Annotated in this window: 14 protein-coding genes and 4 tRNA genes; 5 read left to right on the top strand and 13 right to left on the bottom strand. The window is 40.2% G+C overall.

All coding sequences use genetic code 11. The features are described 5' to 3' along the window. Window positions 1-19: 19 nt before the first annotated feature. The 6 genes from ACUR5C_RS06630 to ACUR5C_RS06605 form a co-directional block, all read right to left on the bottom strand. On the bottom strand, window positions 20-973 hold the full coding sequence (locus ACUR5C_RS06630) for a Gfo/Idh/MocA family protein (protein WP_454467569.1): 954 nt from the start codon (window positions 971-973) through the stop codon (window positions 20-22). Window positions 974-1,009: 36 nt separating this feature from the next. Then, window positions 1,010-1,942: a Wzz/FepE/Etk N-terminal domain-containing protein gene (locus ACUR5C_RS06625; protein WP_454467568.1), complete on the bottom strand. Its 933-nt coding sequence runs from the start codon at window positions 1,940-1,942 to the stop codon at window positions 1,010-1,012. Window positions 1,943-2,060: 118 nt separating this feature from the next. Continuing rightward, complete coding sequence (locus tag ACUR5C_RS06620) at window positions 2,061-3,713, bottom strand: capsule assembly Wzi family protein (protein ID WP_454467567.1); 1,653 nt, start codon at window positions 3,711-3,713, stop codon at window positions 2,061-2,063. Window positions 3,714-3,743: 30 nt separating this feature from the next. Next, window positions 3,744-6,419, bottom strand: a complete 2,676-nt coding sequence (locus tag ACUR5C_RS06615; protein ID WP_454467566.1) for an SLBB domain-containing protein — start codon at window positions 6,417-6,419, stop codon at window positions 3,744-3,746. 732 nt (window positions 6,420-7,151) lie between these two features. Then, the gene (rfaH, locus tag ACUR5C_RS06610) at window positions 7,152-7,658 is read right to left on the bottom strand and encodes a transcription/translation regulatory transformer protein RfaH (protein ID WP_454467565.1); all 507 of its coding nucleotides are present in this window, start codon (window positions 7,656-7,658) and stop codon (window positions 7,152-7,154) included. Between the two features lie 90 nt (window positions 7,659-7,748). Beyond that, window positions 7,749-8,522 carry an MlaC/ttg2D family ABC transporter substrate-binding protein gene (locus ACUR5C_RS06605; protein WP_454467564.1) on the bottom strand — a complete coding sequence of 258 codons (774 nt, stop codon included), beginning with the start codon at window positions 8,520-8,522 and terminating at the stop codon, window positions 7,749-7,751. 401 nt (window positions 8,523-8,923) lie between these two features. Between ACUR5C_RS06605 and ACUR5C_RS06600 the strand changes: the two genes are divergently transcribed. The 4 genes from ACUR5C_RS06600 to ACUR5C_RS06585 all read left to right on the top strand — a co-directional run bounded on the left by ACUR5C_RS06600 (window position 8,924) and on the right by ACUR5C_RS06585 (window position 11,702). After that, complete coding sequence (locus ACUR5C_RS06600) at window positions 8,924-9,466, top strand: hypothetical protein (RefSeq protein ID WP_454467563.1); 543 nt, start codon at window positions 8,924-8,926, stop codon at window positions 9,464-9,466. Between the two features lie 26 nt (window positions 9,467-9,492). After that, window positions 9,493-9,942 (top strand): hypothetical protein, encoded by a 450-nt coding sequence (locus ACUR5C_RS06595; RefSeq protein WP_454467562.1) that lies wholly within the window; start codon window positions 9,493-9,495, stop codon window positions 9,940-9,942. A 282-nt stretch (window positions 9,943-10,224) separates the two neighbouring features. After that, window positions 10,225-10,698, top strand: coding sequence for a chemotaxis protein CheX (locus ACUR5C_RS06590; RefSeq protein WP_454467561.1), 474 nt, complete (start codon window positions 10,225-10,227; stop codon window positions 10,696-10,698). A 110-nt stretch (window positions 10,699-10,808) separates the two neighbouring features. Continuing rightward, window positions 10,809-11,702: a pseudouridine synthase gene (locus ACUR5C_RS06585; RefSeq protein WP_454467560.1), complete on the top strand. Its 894-nt coding sequence runs from the start codon at window positions 10,809-10,811 to the stop codon at window positions 11,700-11,702. Between the two features lie 876 nt (window positions 11,703-12,578). Here ACUR5C_RS06585 and ACUR5C_RS06580 read toward each other — a convergent pair. From ACUR5C_RS06580 to uvrY, 7 genes are all read right to left on the bottom strand, one after another. Continuing rightward, window positions 12,579-12,654: transfer RNA gene (locus ACUR5C_RS06580), tRNA-Gly, on the bottom strand. A 29-nt stretch (window positions 12,655-12,683) separates the two neighbouring features. After that, window positions 12,684-12,770 (bottom strand) — tRNA-Leu (locus ACUR5C_RS06575). 58 nt (window positions 12,771-12,828) lie between these two features. Next, window positions 12,829-12,902, bottom strand: a tRNA-Cys gene (locus ACUR5C_RS06570). A gap of 93 nt (window positions 12,903-12,995) precedes the next feature. Continuing rightward, window positions 12,996-13,071: transfer RNA gene (locus tag ACUR5C_RS06565), tRNA-Gly, on the bottom strand. Between the two features lie 103 nt (window positions 13,072-13,174). Continuing rightward, complete coding sequence (gene pgsA, locus ACUR5C_RS06560) at window positions 13,175-13,780, bottom strand: CDP-diacylglycerol--glycerol-3-phosphate 3-phosphatidyltransferase (RefSeq protein ID WP_454467559.1); 606 nt, start codon at window positions 13,778-13,780, stop codon at window positions 13,175-13,177. 188 nt (window positions 13,781-13,968) lie between these two features. Continuing rightward, entirely contained in the window at window positions 13,969-15,804 is a 1,836-nt protein-coding gene (gene uvrC / locus ACUR5C_RS06555; RefSeq protein ID WP_454467558.1) for an excinuclease ABC subunit UvrC, read from the bottom strand. A gap of 47 nt (window positions 15,805-15,851) precedes the next feature. After that, on the bottom strand, window positions 15,852-16,496 hold the full coding sequence (gene uvrY, locus ACUR5C_RS06550) for a UvrY/SirA/GacA family response regulator transcription factor (RefSeq protein WP_454467557.1): 645 nt from the start codon (window positions 16,494-16,496) through the stop codon (window positions 15,852-15,854). A 215-nt stretch (window positions 16,497-16,711) separates the two neighbouring features. On the opposite strand from uvrY, the gene ACUR5C_RS06545 reads away from it, so the two are divergent. Continuing rightward, on the top strand, window positions 16,712-17,458 hold the full coding sequence (locus tag ACUR5C_RS06545; protein WP_454467556.1) for a YciK family oxidoreductase: 747 nt from the start codon (window positions 16,712-16,714) through the stop codon (window positions 17,456-17,458). The last annotated feature ends 313 nt before the right edge of the window (window positions 17,459-17,771 follow it).

Below are 17,771 nucleotides of genomic sequence, written 5' to 3'. Positions count from 1 at the left end.
ATAAAATCTTAAATTATCTTTAAATTATTTCATTTAAAAAAGGATGAGCGTTTGAATTTGCTCTTATAACGCTTTGCTCTCGAATCGAGCTAACTATTTCAATGCTTGGTAACGCTTCTTCAAGCTTAAAGCCTTTCCCTGAAAGGATAGCCTCGTAACTTAACGTGTGAAGGTCGGTGAACCCCCCTGAAAACTCTAACTCTTCGCCATCAACAGTAATCGAACGAAAAGTTCTTTGCCCAGCAAGCTTTATACTTTCAGGTATATGTTCATAGTTTACTGACAAAAACCAACGCACTCTTGCATTTTTAAACTCTATATAACCGGCATTTGTATCAACTTTTTTAAAATGCGTTTCATTTAGCTTAGCAGCTCCAAATATCCAGCCTAGCATATCAAAAAAGTGGACACCTATATTTGTAGCAATACCTCCAGATTTATTTTCATCCCCTTTCCAAGAATTGAAATACCAGTTCCCCCTGCTAGTTAAATAAGTCAAATCTATATCAAATACTTTATTTGGATCTGTTGCAAGTTGTCTCGACACTTTATTTTTCAATTCAATAATAGATGGGTGAAGTCGTAATTGAAGAATATTATAAACATTTCTATTAGTTTCAGACTCAATAATTCTTAATGCCTCAACATTGTGTGGATTTAAAACGAGGGGCTTTTCACAAATTGCATGTGCGCCTTGTCTGAGGGCAAAACGTATATGAGAATCATGTAAATAATTTGGTGATGCTATACTTATATAGTCAATAGGTGTACCCTTTCGTTTTAGTAGGTCTATGTGTCTATCGAACCTTTCAAACTCTACAAAAAAATCTGCATCAGGAAAATGACTATCTAAAATCCCTACGGAGTCATTCTTGTCTAAGGCAGCTAAAAGAGTGTTTCCGGTTTCACTAATAGCTCTCATGTGTCTAGGAGCGATATATCCGGCAGCACCAATCATTGCGAAGTTTTTCATATGTTTTCCTTAAAAATAGTATCTAAAGACAGAGTGTCATTGTTTTCTAACGCTCGAAAATATTACAAATAATATGGCTATGATACCACCTATAACAATACCAACTAAGACAATAATAGCTTTCATTGGTTTAGATTTTACCGCTGCTACTTTTGGTGGACTAATTATCTGAAATACATATTGCTCGCTCACTTCCGCCAGCATTAGGTTTTTATGTTGCTCCTCAATCAATTGAAAAAAAACAGTTTGTAAACCAGCTAGTTTTGTTTCACTTACTTTCTTTGTTAGATAATCAATGCTTTTTAAAGCGTTCTTTCTATCACTAATCTTTATATGCTCGTTAATCGCTTGCACAAGCTGCTGAGCCCACTTTTGTGCTAAAATTGGGGAATAATATTCTACAGAAATTGAAACTAGGCCTGTCTTCTTGTTTTCACTCAAACTGATTCGCTTTCTAAACTTTTCAAATAACAACCAACTATCCTTAGGACTAAGAGAGGCACCATTCATACTATCAAAATCCCTTACCCACTTTTTATTTTCAACATCATAAATATCTGGGTCTATAATTAATTCATTAGTTGCTCGATTCCAACCTTTTGCCGCATATACTTCAACTGCAATATCGTTGTCTTCAATAAACTTCTCTAAAAAGCCCCAAGTTTTGATTAGCTCCATAGCAATAACGGTTTTGTCTTCACCACCTGCACCACCTAGATTTATCCCAGCTAGCGATGCTAATCCGCCAAATTGACCAGCTAACTTAGCAAGCCCTCCTGCACCACCAGCCTGTGAAGCTGGCGCTAGAATAGCCGTGGATTTATATTCATTAGGCAGTGATAAGGCATAAAAAACTGAAGCGATGGCAAACACACCGGTCACCGCCATTATCAACCATTTACCCTGCCAAATGGCATTCCATAATTCTTTGAGATCAATTTCATCACTGGAGTCTGTTTGGCTAATCAAATTTGAGTTTAAAGTGGAGAGCATTCGCAACTGCGCCTTTAGCTCTTCATTTTCTTGCTCTAATTGTTTTTCGTCTTTTGTCATAGTTTTTTATCTTATTAATCTTTTTATCGAATGCTTAATTCAACACATACCGCCAATCGATGGCGAGGCGCAGTTTATCTTTAAACCGGTTGTAGCGGTCAAATTTTTTGTTAACTTGCTCTAATGACACATCAAATTCGCCCATGTCGCGGGTATGGTATCGCCAATTTAATTTAATATGCTTTAATTCACTGCTCGTTGGCGTAATGCTATGCTCAGCAACACTGGAATAATCCATTGAGTCTTTATTTAACAAAATATCCGAAACGCTTAAACTCAATTGCTGATAACGACTAAGTCGGCCAATTAAACCGAGTGAAGAAACTTTAGAGTCATTGTCATAAGTCGACCCAATGTTTCTTTGGTTAATTCTATAACCTTCTGGGTAACTTTCACTTTCGTAAGCGGCGCTCATTAGAGTGTTATCTAGCGACGTATTAGTTACCTCAGCAAACCATTGCCAGTGAGTATTGGCAACTTCAAAAGATGACGTAACACCATACTGATTAATATTTTTAGATGGTATTAACTGACTATCACTTTCACCATATTGACTGGCATATAGACTAATGGGATAACTAATTGGCAAATTCCAGCGTAAGTCAATTCCGGCGACTCTATCACCAGAACTTGGAGAGCCATCTTCACAACTGCCCAATAAGTCTGCGCCATCACTTTGTTCACATTGCTGGTTAGCCAATAAACTATCGAGCAAGCTACTCACCGATTCGGTGCGTGACGCATAATGGGCAATGCCATTCTCATCTAAATTGGTAAACGCTTTTCCACCCCAAAACGTATTCGCTCTTAAGGATAACTCGAGAGTCGAGTGAGGCTTAAAACTAAAACTCATGCCGGCTAACTTTTGATCTTTGACCATGCCATTGTAATAGCCGAGTTTTTTTTGATATTTTCGGGCTGATTCTGCTTTGCTAACAAAGCCTGCGAGTGTCCAAGGGCCTAACCATTTAACCAGTGGCAGCTCAAATGCATTGGCATAATTGCGCTGAATACTTAAACCTAATTGCGGGCGCGCATTATTGGATAATAAATTAGCCGATTGCCAGCTTGGCCCCCACCACTTTTCAATTGCGCCTGCGGTAATTGACCAATTATTTAAAACCACCGAAATATAGCTGCCATCGTATAGCGTGGACTCGCCATCGTAGCCTTTGTATAACCGAGTGACTTCAAGGTTCCAGGCTAACCATTTATTTAAGCCTTCGTTACTTGCATTTAACTCGGCTCGTCCACGAGCATCATCACCAAAGGAGCGAAAGACTTGTTCGCTATTGCTAGCTGAAACTCGTAACGTCCGTTTGGTTTTTCCTGAAAGCGCCATGCGTGCGGCATTTTTTACACGCCAATAAATGGCTTTATACTCAGGCGCTACTTGCTCTATGTTGGTTTGGTCTAAATCTCTAACAATGTTAGGCCACATAAGCGGATAAGTGGTTAGCGGACTTTTTACAATGCCGATATCCGCTAGTGTTTCTATATCTGCTCTTAAGTATTGATCTTGCGTATTTAACCAAGGCGCTGCGTTAAGCAAGCCGGAATTGAAACTGCATACTGTAGTGCACACAACTAAGCACAAACCAATTAACTTGCGCTGACTTTGCTTAACACCAAAACTCAGGCGAATAAAGTCAAAACTAAACCAGTTAGCTCCACTTAACACAGGCATAATAAAACTCAAGGCTTACTCGGGTTTTGCTTATTTTAAATTGTTAATTGCAGCAGCGCCGAGCGCTAACTGATAAACAATTTGACTCACATTGGTCCATAGCGTTAAGGACTTAATTCTATCTGTGTCTAGCGGTACAACGATGGTATCGCCGGCTTGTAGCATTTCATTTTGATGAGATAACCAACCACTTTGATTGGGTAAAAATACTGAGCCATCGGCACGTACTACATAAATTCGGTCGTCATCAGCGCGACTTGTCATACCGCCGCTAGATTCTAAATAGTCATCGAGTGTCCATTCACTACTAAAAATATGCGAAGTTGAGTGCTGAACCTCTCCCACTACAGAAATTTCTTGACGGAAAGTTGGCACAATTAGCCTGTCGCCATCACGCAACTGTAAGTCTTGTGACGTGCCCGTCATAATGTCATCTAAGGAAATCACTAATCGCCCTAAGGCTTCGGTGTTAGATAGCGCGTTTAAGAGTTTTTCTGCGTCTTGAATTGCACCACCTTTGCCAGCTTCTGCATTTTCTAATTCACTAGCGGCAATGTCTTCTCGCATACGAGCTTTTAAATCGTCTAACTGCTTTTGCTCGCGCTGCTTAAGATCTTCACGGGTAAAAACAGACGCTTGAATATGCGCCATAGAAGTAAAACCGCCCGCCCGCGCAATCACTTGGCTTAAGGTTTCACCGCGTTTAAATTCGTACAAACCTGGAAAACGGACTTCACCCTCTAGGGTTATGGCTAAATTATCGCTATATTCTGGCGTCGCGTAAACGGCAAGTTTATCTTTAGGTTGCAGCTCAAAATTTTTCACATTAGTTAACTCTTCTAACAGGTTGACATTAATGTGCGCTATTGTGGCGGTTTCTTGCGAAGTTAAATCACGCCGCGTAATTTCTGCATTACCTAAATAAGACGCTTCTTTTAAACCGCCTGCTAACAAGATTAAATCGCGAACTGTCATACCTTCGGTTAAAGGGTAAGTTCCCGGAAAACGGATATTGCCGGAAATATCGACTAAATTAACCAAACCACCATTGTGATTTTGCTCTTTTAACTTTTTAACCAGCGGATCGAGTACTCTACTGCGCGGACTTTTGTTTTTAACTAATTCTATTAGCTCATCACTTTTCTTTTCTGCTTCACCGGCTTCTAAAATCAGCGACCCTTTGCTTTCTTCATACTCTAAACGTTCAAGCATTTTTACTTTTTCTTTTTTCTGCTCTAGTTCATTAAGTTCTTTTTCAAAGCTTGAAAGCTTCTTTAATGAATACCAACTAAAAGTCATCACCTCATCCATTGGTTGCAGCTCTAAGTCTTGTGACTTATCTCCTGCTAGCAAGGCATTTAGCTCAAAGTGCAACACACTAATTTGGCGCAGTGGCATTTCTTTTCGAACCACAAGCGCGATATTGAGATCGGTATCTTCTTTAAAGTCTTTTACTGAAGTAATTAAGTCACTTAATTTTAACCCTTTGCTCCACTGAACCGAACGTGGCCGATGAAAAGTACCAGACAAAGTCACAACATTATCTAGCTCTTCTAATACAGTACTAATTTTTACTCTGTCGCCATTGTTTAAGCGAGTTTGACCTAGCTTTTGTTCGGATAAATCCACATCGACAACCGTGGTAAAGCCTTTTTTATTTTTACGCGTGATATGTGAAATATTGGGGTAAGCCTCAGCAGAGTAACCACCGGCAATTTTTATTAGCTCTTTTAATGAATCTTGTTGGGTTAACTCATAAATAGCGGGACGCTTTACTTCACCCTCAATTGCCGCAGTTTTACCTACTGGCGGAATAAAAATCACATCGCCTGGCAGTAGTCGCACATCGTTTGAAGTATCGCCACGCTGTAATAAGTCGTATAAATCGAGAGTGGTAACGGTTTTGCCATTACGTTTAAGCTGAATATTACGTAGCGAGCCAATTTCTTTAACACCGCCACTCACAAACAAGGCATTAGTAATGGTGGATAAGGAACTGACCGTATACGAACCCGGTTGATGAGCTTCGCCTAAAATAAATACCCGAATTGAACGCAACTCACCTAAAGTGACAATTGCGCGTACCCCTATCATTTGCTGGTTAACACGCTCACTAATTAGCTGTTTTGCTTCGCTAAACTTAAGCCCAGAAACGGCAATGGGGCCTAACTCTGGAAAATTGATTTTACCATCACGGTTAACGCGTAATTCGTGGGACTGGCTTAACTTACCAAGCAAATCAACCTGAAAGCTATCGCCAGGGCCAACTACGTAGTCTACAGGGATGGGGATATTGGTTACCGGAGCGAAAGTTGTTGGCACACCAGCAAATAAATCGTAGCCATAAGGCTTTAAGGTTTTGTCATCACTTGCTGGGAGCTGTGTTTGATTTGATTTACTCTGAAATTGAGCTGACTCAATCACGCCGCGATCATTGGTGGTAACTGATGAGTTTCTTGGAACGACGGTTTGCACATCTTGAGTTGGCTGTGAATTTTTAGCACTATTACGCGCTTGTGAGCAAAGAGAATCAACATCATAACCGGCGGCTTTGGCCATTTGTCGTTGTTGCGGAGTAATGTTTTGACAGCGCTGCTGAATTTCTGAGGCGTCGACCGCATACACTTTAGTCGCACTAATTCCACTGAGGCCCAATAAGACCAGAAGACTCAAAGTATAGATGGTAATGTTTTTTACTGTTTGCATAGACTTACCCAAAAATCCAATTTCAAGATTGACTTTATTGTTTTAAAAACGCTTTTGCTTTAATTTACTAAAACTTGTTTGCTTGTCGATTGACTTAATTTGTTAATTCACTTGGCTAGTTGTGTGTTGAATAGACACGCTACCGCCCATGGGTTACGGCTCCCAACACGCCAAATTTGGTTAAATTTTATCTACTGCTAACCGTCAGACAGTATCATTTTCCGTCAGACAGTATCATTTTCCGTCAGACAGTATCATTTTCCATCAGACAGTATCAATTTCGGTCAGGCATCATCAGTTTTAACAAAGGGAGTTTAAGGTAGGCTATCTAATAAACGATAAAAAATTGCCCAACTTCTCCGTTATTTCGTGACAATGACTATCGTTAAAGTCCGTTTCTCAGATACTTGTTTTTTTGTTGCTTCTTATTAACCGTTGATTTTGTTAATAAAAAAACAAGAATATCCCTAAAAGTAATACTTTCAACATAACTGCATGATTCTAGCCCCAAATAGGCACTTATCAAATGCAACCTGAGAATAATTCGCTTTAACCAATTTACGCGATGATTCATTGCTTTGGCGCTTAAAACTCAATAGCGACACAACAAATAACAGCGACCACTAAATGTACGGTTATTTGGGGCGGAATTATACCTGAAGGTTATGTTAAAAACAGCCAAAAGCTGTTAAAAAAAGGGGAAAATATGACTTTAAAAGAATTTGTTAATTATCAATTGATTAGTATTTGCTCATTAGGCACAGGAACGCGGTTTTGCTTGCCTAAAAAGTCAATTAGCACCATGGAGCGCTGTTCTCCGTCTGGCATTTCAAAAATGCCATTGAGGCCTTTAAATGGCCCGTCTAAAATAACCACCGAGTCACCTGGCTTAAAGCAAGATAACACCTTCGCTTGCTGTGCCTTTGCGACTCCTTCGATTAAACTATTCACTAATTCTAGCGGCACTTTAGCAGCGCTACCCGCAAGCTTAACCCAATCACGAATACCGCGAGTCGACTTCACTTTATGCCACAGGCCATCAGTGGGTGCCACGTTAATAAAAACATAACCACTAAACATGGCTTCTTCAACAATTTTGCGTTTGCCTGCGCGAATTTTTTCTACCTTAATTAACGGCGTAAAGGCTTTAATACCTTGATTTTCAAGGTTTTCTATTGCGCGCATTTCTTGTTTAGGTTTACTGGCCGCTAAGTACCATTCTGTGTGGGTATTATGCATACTTTTTCGCTAATGTCTGTTCTGTTAATGACTGTTCTGTTAATGACTGTTCTGTTAATGACTGTCTCGTTAACCGTGCCGTTTACCGTATTAATTCATGCCTAACGCTTTACTGGTATTAGGCTGTGAACTGCTTGCTTCGCTATTTTTTTGTGAAGCCATAAAGCCTTGATTTTTATCATTTATTTCAGCTAAAACGCGTTCTACCCCGCCCTGCTTAAACTGTTCTCTGTAACCGCCTTTTTTTAGCTTTATATAGCTAACTCCTTGCACCAAAACATCATACAATAGCCATTGTTGAGCAACTTTTCTAACCTTAAAATCAACGTTAAAACTAGGCAACACATTGGGAACAAACTCAACCGTTAATAGCCCCAGTGTTTCTGATTTATTTAACTTAAGTTCAACAAAATTAAATTGCTGTCCATCATACTGTTGAAATCCTTCTTGAACATAACGCTGTATCGTATTATTAAACCCTTGATTTAACGCTGCTTTTTCTTGTGGTGATAGACTATTCCAATTAGCTTTTCCTAACATTCCGGTTAGCGTAGTAGATGCAGACCAAAGCGGTAATAGCCGCTCGTCAACAAACTTAACTAGCCTTTCAGGGTACTGCTCAAAACTCGCTTGCTGACTCCTAAGGAGTTGATTTATTTCAGTAATTTCTAGCTTAAAATAACTCGCCGCAGGATGATTTTGCGCAACACTACTTGCTTGAGTTTGGAATACGGCAAAACTTAAACTTAACCATAACAGCCTTGATAAATGTTTATTTGCACGCAAAAACCCTCGCAAGGCAAGTCTTACAAATGACTGAGGTGAAAATAGCTGCAAACGGTTGCAGTGAAGCCGACTATTCAATTTAAAGCCCTAGTTAATTTAAGCGTGTTTTATACGACAAGCGAGCATTATAAGGGTTCATTAATTAAATAGCACAAGCAATCGTCAGTTAATATTTTACAGTGACAAAAGTTGAATATATTTTCACCTGCTCAGCAAGCAAAATACGACACATCAAAGCAGGTTAGTATTGCTGCATTGCATGATTTATCGCTTGCTCTAGTTAGCGCGGCGCAATGGAAACGAATACAAATCACCTGTAACACTCTGTTTTTAAATATTATTTTAAATGAGGCCCCTACTTGATAAAAAACACATGCGATCCTATACAAATATCACTTGTTCATAAGTAAATAAATGGATTAGTTTTTAATAACTAAAACAAATAACGTAAATCTCACACGATTTCTTAAAAGGAACTTATGAACAGTCAAAAAGGATTTTGGGTATTAATCGCTGTGTGCCTTTCACAAGCATGGATCATTATTTATCTTACGGTTAGCTTCAATAAACTTAAATTAAGTTTACCCCAAACTATAGAAAATACTAGCGACCTAGTGAGTCAATTACCTGCCGACAGCAATGTTAGTGCATTGCAAGTCACTCAAACCACGCCAAATTTCAACACCGCCGATCTCAGAGTTATTATTCAAGAAGAATTAGAGCACTACTTTAACCAACATGACTTTAATCAACGTGACTTTAATCAACATGATTTTAATCAACATAATCGGCCAAACCTGACAGTTGAACAATCAGTTAAAGCCGCGCGAATTAGCACGCCAGAGCAAATTCAGCTTGTTGATCAACAGCTAGCTCAAGTTGCTGCGGAAGGCAGCTTTTCAAACCAAACATTTGAAGCGTTTTCTTCTAATGTTGCCAAATTGAGCCCACAAGACCGCCGCCGCGCATTTAGCAAATTGGCAAAAATGATCAATAGCGGGCGCGTAGAACCTAATAACTAATTTTCAATCACAAAAAAGGAAAAACGATGAAACTTAAAACGCTTATTATCTCAGTAGCATTTTCACTAACGTCGACAATTACATTCGCAGGCCAATCTACAGATATTCCGGTAGAGATTGATCATGAAATCATGCGTGCACAAGGCAATATGAAAACAGCTCGTTATGATGAAAATGAAAGTGCCCAATTGGGCTGCGGGACTCGTACTTTTGCTTTTGAAGATGGTACTTCGTATCGCTGGGGTTTTTGCCAAGCTTCTATTGATGACGTTCCTGAGAATCGCGCATTTTGCTCAACAGAAAATCCAGAGCTACTCAGCGAGATTGATTCACTAACCAACAATGATTTCGTCACTTTTCGCTGGGATGCTGATGGTATTTGTTCGGCGGTTGGCAATTCAACACAGTCACAATACTTAGCCGCCAATAAAGACGAAGCCAAAAAAGTAAAAAAAGATAATAAAAACATGGAATAAGATTTCCTCATTTTGGCACCATTGAAAGGCCTCAGTTTTGAGGCTTTTTATTAACTTTTGTAGAATGATAAATTTTACACCGCTGTCTTAAACAAGACACAGGCTTTCAAATTCGCAGCACTTTGGTGAAAAAATGCGCCTTTTAACTTCCTAAACTAGCAATTTCGCTCTATTCCAACTAAGTTTACAATTAGAGTGTTGTTGACCACTGAGAGCTTCCCCTTTCAGTTAATGTCTCTTCAGGTCTGCTGTAAAAACCCTACTAATCGAGCTATCTCCCTTATGAATGTTGAGTTTATTAATCCATTTTTAGCTTCACTGATGAACGTGTTAGCAACAATGGCGCAAACCAAGCTATCTCCAGGCAAGCCTTATTTAAAAAAAGAAATACGAGCGAAAGGCGATGTGTCAGGAATTATCGGTATGGTTGGACCGCAAACTAAAGGCTCGCTATCGGTTACCTTTGACGAATCCTTAGCACTGTCTATTATGGAAAACATGTTAGGTGAAAAACTAAATAAACTGAATGACGAAGTCATTGATATGGTAGGTGAAATTACAAATATGGTTACCGGTGGTGCAAAAAATTTGTTAGCCGAGAAAGGATTCGACTTTAATATGGCAACACCCACGGTAGTGTCCGGAAAAAACCATACCATTACTCACCAATCTGAAGGCGCAACGGTTTTAATACCTTTTGAATCTCCTCATGGTAAGGCTTATATTGAAATTTCTTTTGATGAACCAGCAGTTTAAAGCCCAGTGTATTCAGCTCGCTGAGCGCTTTATTGGAGTCCACTAAGATTGTACTGAGCGTCAAAAAAAGTTAAATTATTCACATTAATCTCAATTAGCTGACAATTGAAATGCCCATCGCTAAACGCCCTTCTTCCATTACCTTACCAGCCAATAACCCTCAACAAGACAATTTATTCAGTTTTTTATGTCGACACTTTGCTCATATTCCAAGCGAGGTTTGGCAAGCTCGCTTGCTAGACGGGAAGCTCCATTGGCAAGACGGGAGCGTGGCGACTTTAGATTCTGAATTTAAACCAAGTAAAAGGTTACACTATTATAGAGAAGTAGAGTCGGAGCCAAAAATAAAAGCCGCGCATAAAACTTTATTTCAAAACGAGCATTTTCTTATCGCAGATAAGCCGCATTTTTTACCGGTTACACCGGGTGGGCGCTTTGTTAACGAATGCCTACTAGAGCGTGTCCGCCAAGAAAGTAATTTCCCTGATTTAGTGTGTGCCCATCGAATTGACCGACTCACTGCCGGCTTAGTTTTGCTTTCAATTAATAAAAATAGCCGTAGCCAATACATTGAATTGTTTAAGAATAAAGAAATTCACAAAACTTACTACGCTGTAGCCGACATTAGCAAACTTAAAACAAACCCATTACCACAAGAGTGGAAATTAGCTAACCGTATTACTCGAAGTATGCCTAAATTTAGGTTTCAGCAAGGTGAAGGAGAAGTTAATGCAAGATCCCATATTAAATTGGTAGCCATACACGGCAACTTAGGCCAATTTGAACTGACTCCCATTACTGGAAAAACCCACCAGCTTCGCCTGCATATGGCGCATATAGGCGCACCAATACTCAATGATCCCTTGTACCCTAACCTTCTGCCATTAGAAAGTGACCAAGAACAAAAGCAACTTCAGTTATTAGCAAAAAAGCTTTCATTCACCGATCCTATCACCCAAAAATATCATAGCTTTAGCTCTGAAATAAGCCTTAGCCATTGGTGAACTAAGTGACTTTAGTCCTTATTATCTGCAAACCCAAAAGCATCAAGTAAGCTTTACCTTTAACTGCAAAACTGGTGCAGGAAACGAGAACTGTTTGGAAGACATTACGTTGGGCGGCACTCCGCTGGACCGGCACTCCGGATCGCGACGGTCGCTTGCTCACTCGGAGTAAGATCGAACAAATATTGTGAATTTAAATTGGAGCGGGAAACGTGATTCGAATAGCCGGCACACCGGATCGCGACGGTCGCTTGCTCACTCGGAGTAAGATCGAACAAATATTATGACTTTAAAATTGGAGCGGGAAACGTGATTCGAATGGCCGGCACACCGGATCGCGACGGTCGCTTGCTCACTCGGAGTAAGATCGAACAAATATTATGACTTTAAAATTGGAGCGGGAAACGTGATTCGAATGGCCGGCACACCGGATCGCGACGGTCGCTTGCTCACTCGGAGCAAGATCGAACAAATATTGTGAATTTAAATTGGAGCGGGAAACGTGATTCGAATGGCCGGCACACCGGATCGCGACGGTCGCTTGCTCACTCGGAGTAAGATCGAACAAATATTGTGAATTTAAAATTGGAGCGGGAAACGTGATTCGAATGGCCGGCACACCGGATCGCGACGGTCGCTTGCTCACTCGGAGTAAGATTTATTAAATATTTTGAATTTAAAATTGGAGCGGGAAACGTGATTCGAATGGCCGGCACTCCGGATCGCGACGGTCGCTTGCTCACTCGGAGTAAGATCGAACAAATATTATGAATTTAAATTGGAGCGGGAAACGTGATTCGAATGGCCGGCACTCCGGATCGCGACGGTCGCTTGCTCACTCGGAGTAAGATCGAACAAATATTGTGAATTTAAAATTGGAGCGGGAAACGAGATTCGAACTCGCGACCCCGACCTTGGCAAGGTCGTGCTCTACCAGCTGAGCTATTCCCGCTTAGAATTAAGAAGTAACTTCTTAATAAATGGTGCCCGGGGCCGGAGTCGAACCGGCACGGTGTTACCACCGAGGGATTTTAAGTCCCTTGCGTCTACCAATTTCGCCACCCGGGCTTTGGGGGGCTAGTTAACAAAACTTCGCCTTGTTAACAAATCATTTCCTAAAAGGAAATGGAGGCTGAGGTCGGAATCGAACCGGCGTACACGGAGTTGCAGTCCGCTGCATGGCCACTCTGCCACTCAGCCTAAATCTAGTTCTTGGCCACAGTAGCTGAATTTCAGATACATAACCTAGCGCTAACTTGCCTCTTAACATCACTTGCTTTAGAGGCAAAAATTTGGAGCGGGAAACGAGATTCGAACTCGCGACCCCGACCTTGGCAAGGTCGTGCTCTACCAGCTGAGCTATTCCCGCCGCAAGTGGTCGAGCATTTTACAGCAGAATCATTATCTGTCAAGCAAGTTTAAGCGAAGTTTTTAAACTTTTTTTAAACGACCTCAAACTGTTGATTTTATGCTCAATTTTCAGCATTTTCTGGTGATTTTTCGTACTTTGCAGCAGCTAATAACGGCCAAGTAACTTTTAAATAGATAAACATAGACCAAAGAGTTAATCCAACCGCTATATATAAAAAGATATAACCCCAAATATAAAGCCAAGAGTGTTCCCAAATTGACGTTACATTTGACTCGCTTCCGGCCAGTAATAAAAAGAAAATAGCTGACAACTGCATTAAGGTTTTGACCTTGGCGACAAATACTACTTTAATTGCGGAACGCTCTCCATATTCGGCCATCCACTCCCTTAGTGCTGAAACCGTAATTTCACGACTGATAATAACCAGTGCAGGCGCGGCAATCCAAATGGTGGCATGTTGTTCTACTAACAACACTAATGACGCGGCAACCATTAATTTATCGGCCACTGGGTCAAGAAACTCTCCTAATGGCGACTGCATATCAAATTTTCGAGCAACCCAACCATCAAACCAGTCCGTCCAACCAACCACAGCAAAAATTAATGCTGCAGTCGTTTGCCCCCAACTTACGGGTAAATAGAAAAATAAAACCAGCAGTGGGATACAGATGATTCGAAAAGATGTTAAAAGGTTTGCTATATTCATGTTTTACTTATTGGTCACTTCAATTGTTAATCTCATTTTAACACCCGCTCAACAGATGTCATCTTTAATTATGAATTGATTAGTCTATGAGTCGACAGAATGTATTTTTATAATGAACATGAACAGACAAGAAAAATGCGACTCACTCTTTGGTCAATCAATAAGAGGCGTTTTAGACTAACCGTTGATTAGTGCAAGTAATCATAGATACTTTGCGCTAGTGCTTTACTGATCCCTTCTACTTGCGCCAAATCACTTACCCCGGCTCGCTGAATTCCTTGTAACCCACCAAAATGCTGAATAATTGCTTTTCTCCGTTTAGCCCCCACGCCTGGAATTCCTTCTAAAACCGATGTTTTGCGTTGCTTATCGCGTTTTCCTCTATGGCCTGTTATAGCAAACCTGTGAGCTTCATCGCGGATGGCTTGTAAAAGGTGTAAACCTAGCGAGTCTTCTTCTAGTCTTTTGGCGATCGCTTCCGAGGGAAAAAAGATCTGTTCCATGCCGACTTTGCGATCGCTGCCTTTAGCCACGCTGATTAAGGTTATTTCCGAAAGCTCTAACTCTTCTAAAACTTTCTGCGCTTGATTTAACTGACCTTTACCACCGTCTATGATCAATAAGTCGGGCAATTTAGCTTCTTCTTTTACTAACCGCTGATAGCGCCGTCTTACGGCTTGCTCAATTGCCGCATAATCGTCACCAGCGGCGACATCTTTAATGTTAAAGCGTCGGTAGTCAGTTTTTTTAGCTTGTCCCTGTTCAAAAACCACGCAAGAAGCCACCGTTTGTTCACCTTGGAAGTGACTAATATCAAAACATTCCATTCTAAAAGGTAACTTATCTAAACCAAGTTCGTCGCTTAGGCTCTGGAGACGCTTTTGATAATGATTTTTAGTGGCTAGTTTAGCCACTAACATTTCGATTAAGTTTCTCTCTGCCATTTCAAGCCAGGCCGCACGATTGGTTTTAACTTTATGGGCAATTCTTACTTTCGTTTGCTTTAACTCAGTTAAAGTTAGCGACAGTTCAGTAGCGTTAACTAGAGCATGATTAACCACTATTTCTGCGGGCAGTTTATGGGTTGGTTGAGTATAAAAGTGCCCTATAAATGACTCTAAAATTTCACCCTCGTCAGTATCTGCGGGTACTTTTGGAAAAAAGTTTCGACTGCCTTGCACTAAGCCATTACGAATATGCATAACAAAAATAGCTGCCGTTTTTTCTTTAATGCCTGCTGCTATTACATCAACATCGGTATTGCTTGCTTGCACTGACTGTTTTTCTAAGACTCTTCTTAACTGAATAATTTGATCTCTAATTTGTGCTGCTTGTTCAAAAGCCAAATTATCCGAAGCTTTTTGCATACGCTCAGTTAACTCTTGAATGACCGAGTCGTTTTTACCCTGATAAAACAAGCGTACTAGCTCAACATCTTTTAAATAATCGGCGTGGGATATTTTGTTAACACATGAGCCGCTACAACGCTTAATTTGATATTGCAAACAGGGGCGAGAGCGATGTTTAAATACGCTATTTTCACATTGCCTTACTAAAAACAATTTTTGCATTAAGGAAATACTATAACGAGCGGCAGACGATCCTGTAAAAGGACCAAAATAATCACCAGTTCCTTTTTGCTTTCCGCGATGAATACTTAAACGAGGGAATTTATCCGCAGACAAATAAATATAAGGATAGGTTTTATCATCTCTAAAAACCACATTGTAACGCGGCCGGAATTTTTTAATAAATTGGTTTTCTAGAATTAACGCTTCATTTTCACTTTCGGTAATAACAATTCGAATATCGTAAATTTGTGCCACCATGGCACGAGTTTTAGGTGAATGGTCTTGCTTTTGAAAATAACTAGAAACGCGTTTTTTTAAATTTTTAGCTTTTCCAACATAAATAATTTCAGCTTGTTGGTTAAGCATTTGATAAATTCCTGGCTTAGTTGTCAGGCTTTTTATAAATGCTTGGTAATCAAATGCTTGTGGAGAAATAATGTTAACCTTAGTCAAAGCGGATGTTGCATTAGTCGGCTCTATATAGTTGTTTAATGCTCAACTTAAAGCTTTTCAGACTGAATAATTCCATGCCGAATAGCCATATGGGTCAACTCAACATCGTTGTCTATCTTTAGTTTTTCAAACAATCGGTAACGATAGCTATTGACTGTTTTGGGGCTTAAAAATAGTTGTTCCGATATTTCTTGTACCTTTTGACCTCGCGTTATCATTAGCATTACTTGCATCTCGCGATCTGAAAGCTCATCAAAAGGACTACCTTCATCTGGATTAACCGCTTTAAGTGCCATTTGCTGGGCGATTTCTGGAGTCAAATAACGCTTTCCGCTGGCGACTTGCTTAATCGCAATGGTCATTTCGTCAATACCAGCGCCTTTAGTGACATACCCTGCTGCACCGGCTTGCATAAAGCGTGTAGGATATGGCTCGTCTCCGTGCACTGTTACCGCAATAATTTTAATGTCTGGGTCAAAGCGTAATAACCGACGAGTGGCTTCTAGACCGCCAATTCCCGGCATATTCGCATCCATCAACACCACTTCTGGGCGTAGCTCTCGCGCTTTGCTAACGGCTTCTTCTCCGCTTTCGGCTTCACCAATGACATTAATTTTATCGTCATCAGCTAGCAAGCGACTAATGCCACTTCTGATCAATTCATGATCATCAACAATCATTACTTTAATCAAAGCTACTCTCCAATTGATATTATTTGAACCCTATAAAACAGGAGCTTACCACTTTATTGGTGTATCGCAAATATCAAAATTCATTTACACCCCAAGTTGAGATTAACTTCTATCCAATACTAAATTTATTAAATCTCACTATTTTGGCGCGCTATTTATTTTTAAGGCTGTTAAAATCAGCACCAATTTCAACCCACATTATTTAAAGGTTCAATATGCACAACTACGCGGCGCCGCAAAACTTACTGAATGAAAAAGTAATTTTAGTCACTGGTGCCAGTGACGGAATTGGTAAGGTGATGGCAATGGAATACGCCAAAGTCGGTGCGACAGTGATATTACATGGTAGAGATACCGCTAAACTTGAAGTGATCTACGACGAAATTGTTGCTGCTGGGTATCCACAGCCGGCAATTATTCCGCTTAATTTGGTCCATGCAACGCCAGAGCAGTGTAATAGCTTAGCTGAAACCATTCAAAACGAGTTTGGTCGGCTAGATGGCATCTTGCACAATGCGGCTATGATTTCCGATTTAGCGCCAATTGAATTTACACCGGCAGAAACTTGGTATCAAATCATGCAAGTAAACGTTAATGCCGTTTATTTAATAACAAGAGCTTGCTTAGGTATTTTACGCCAAACAGGAAGCGCATCCATTATCACAACATCGTCTGGTGTGGGGCGTCAAGGACGTGCTTTTTGGGGACCTTATGCAGTTTCTAAATTTGCGATTGAAGGTTTAACTCAAGTTTTAGCTGATGAGTTAGAAGGTTCGGGCATTAGAGTTAACGCAATTAATCCAGGTGCCACTCGCACCAGAATGCGCGCTAAGGCTTTTCCCGCCGAAGATCAAAGCCAACTTCCCTCTCCTAAAGATTTAGCGCCGCTATATCTTTACTTAATGGGCGACGACAGCGTTAAAGTTAATGGCGAGTCTATTGACGCGCAGCCAAAGAAATAAATTATTTAAACTTGATTAAAAGCTAATAAATAGGTCGTTTGAGCGTCAATAATTAACGCTTAAACGACCAAATAGAAAAGGACTAACGCGACTTATCTTCAGCCTAAAGGCAAATTCTTGCCGATGTTTGACTAAAAACGGTCTTTTTTAATTGAGAAGCCAGTTTTATCGCTTTAAAAGCGTCATTTTTCCAACATTTTTGCCCTTCTTTACTAGTTTAACTCGATAAGCCTTTGTTATTATGCAACTTATTAATAGTGGCACGATATGTGCTTCCTTAATTGCAATTATCGAGTTTAAGCGCATTTAGCAA

Source organism: Aliikangiella aequoris, assembly GCF_053709105.1.
The sequence above is the reverse complement of the archived record's forward strand: the minus strand, read 5'-3'. Positions and strand labels throughout refer to the sequence as shown.

Excerpts from the sequence above, each read along its gene's own strand:
- ACUR5C_RS06585 (WP_454467560.1), top strand. The coding sequence starts at position 10,809 with ATGCCCATCGCTAAACGCCCTTCTTCCATTACCTTACCAGCCAATAAC.
- ACUR5C_RS06615 (WP_454467566.1), bottom strand. The coding sequence starts at position 6,419 with ATGCAAACAGTAAAAAACATTACCATCTATACTTTGAGTCTTCTGGTC.
- ACUR5C_RS06600 (WP_454467563.1), top strand. The coding sequence starts at position 8,924 with ATGAACAGTCAAAAAGGATTTTGGGTATTAATCGCTGTGTGCCTTTCA.
- ACUR5C_RS06590 (WP_454467561.1), top strand. The coding sequence starts at position 10,225 with ATGAATGTTGAGTTTATTAATCCATTTTTAGCTTCACTGATGAACGTG.
- ACUR5C_RS06545 (WP_454467556.1), top strand. The coding sequence starts at position 16,712 with ATGCACAACTACGCGGCGCCGCAAAACTTACTGAATGAAAAAGTAATT.
- pgsA (WP_454467559.1), bottom strand. The coding sequence starts at position 13,780 with ATGAATATAGCAAACCTTTTAACATCTTTTCGAATCATCTGTATCCCA.
- ACUR5C_RS06595 (WP_454467562.1), top strand. The coding sequence starts at position 9,493 with ATGAAACTTAAAACGCTTATTATCTCAGTAGCATTTTCACTAACGTCG.
- ACUR5C_RS06620 (WP_454467567.1), bottom strand. The coding sequence starts at position 3,713 with ATGCCTGTGTTAAGTGGAGCTAACTGGTTTAGTTTTGACTTTATTCGC.
- rfaH (WP_454467565.1), bottom strand. The coding sequence starts at position 7,658 with ATGCATAATACCCACACAGAATGGTACTTAGCGGCCAGTAAACCTAAA.
- ACUR5C_RS06630 (WP_454467569.1), bottom strand. The coding sequence starts at position 973 with ATGAAAAACTTCGCAATGATTGGTGCTGCCGGATATATCGCTCCTAGA.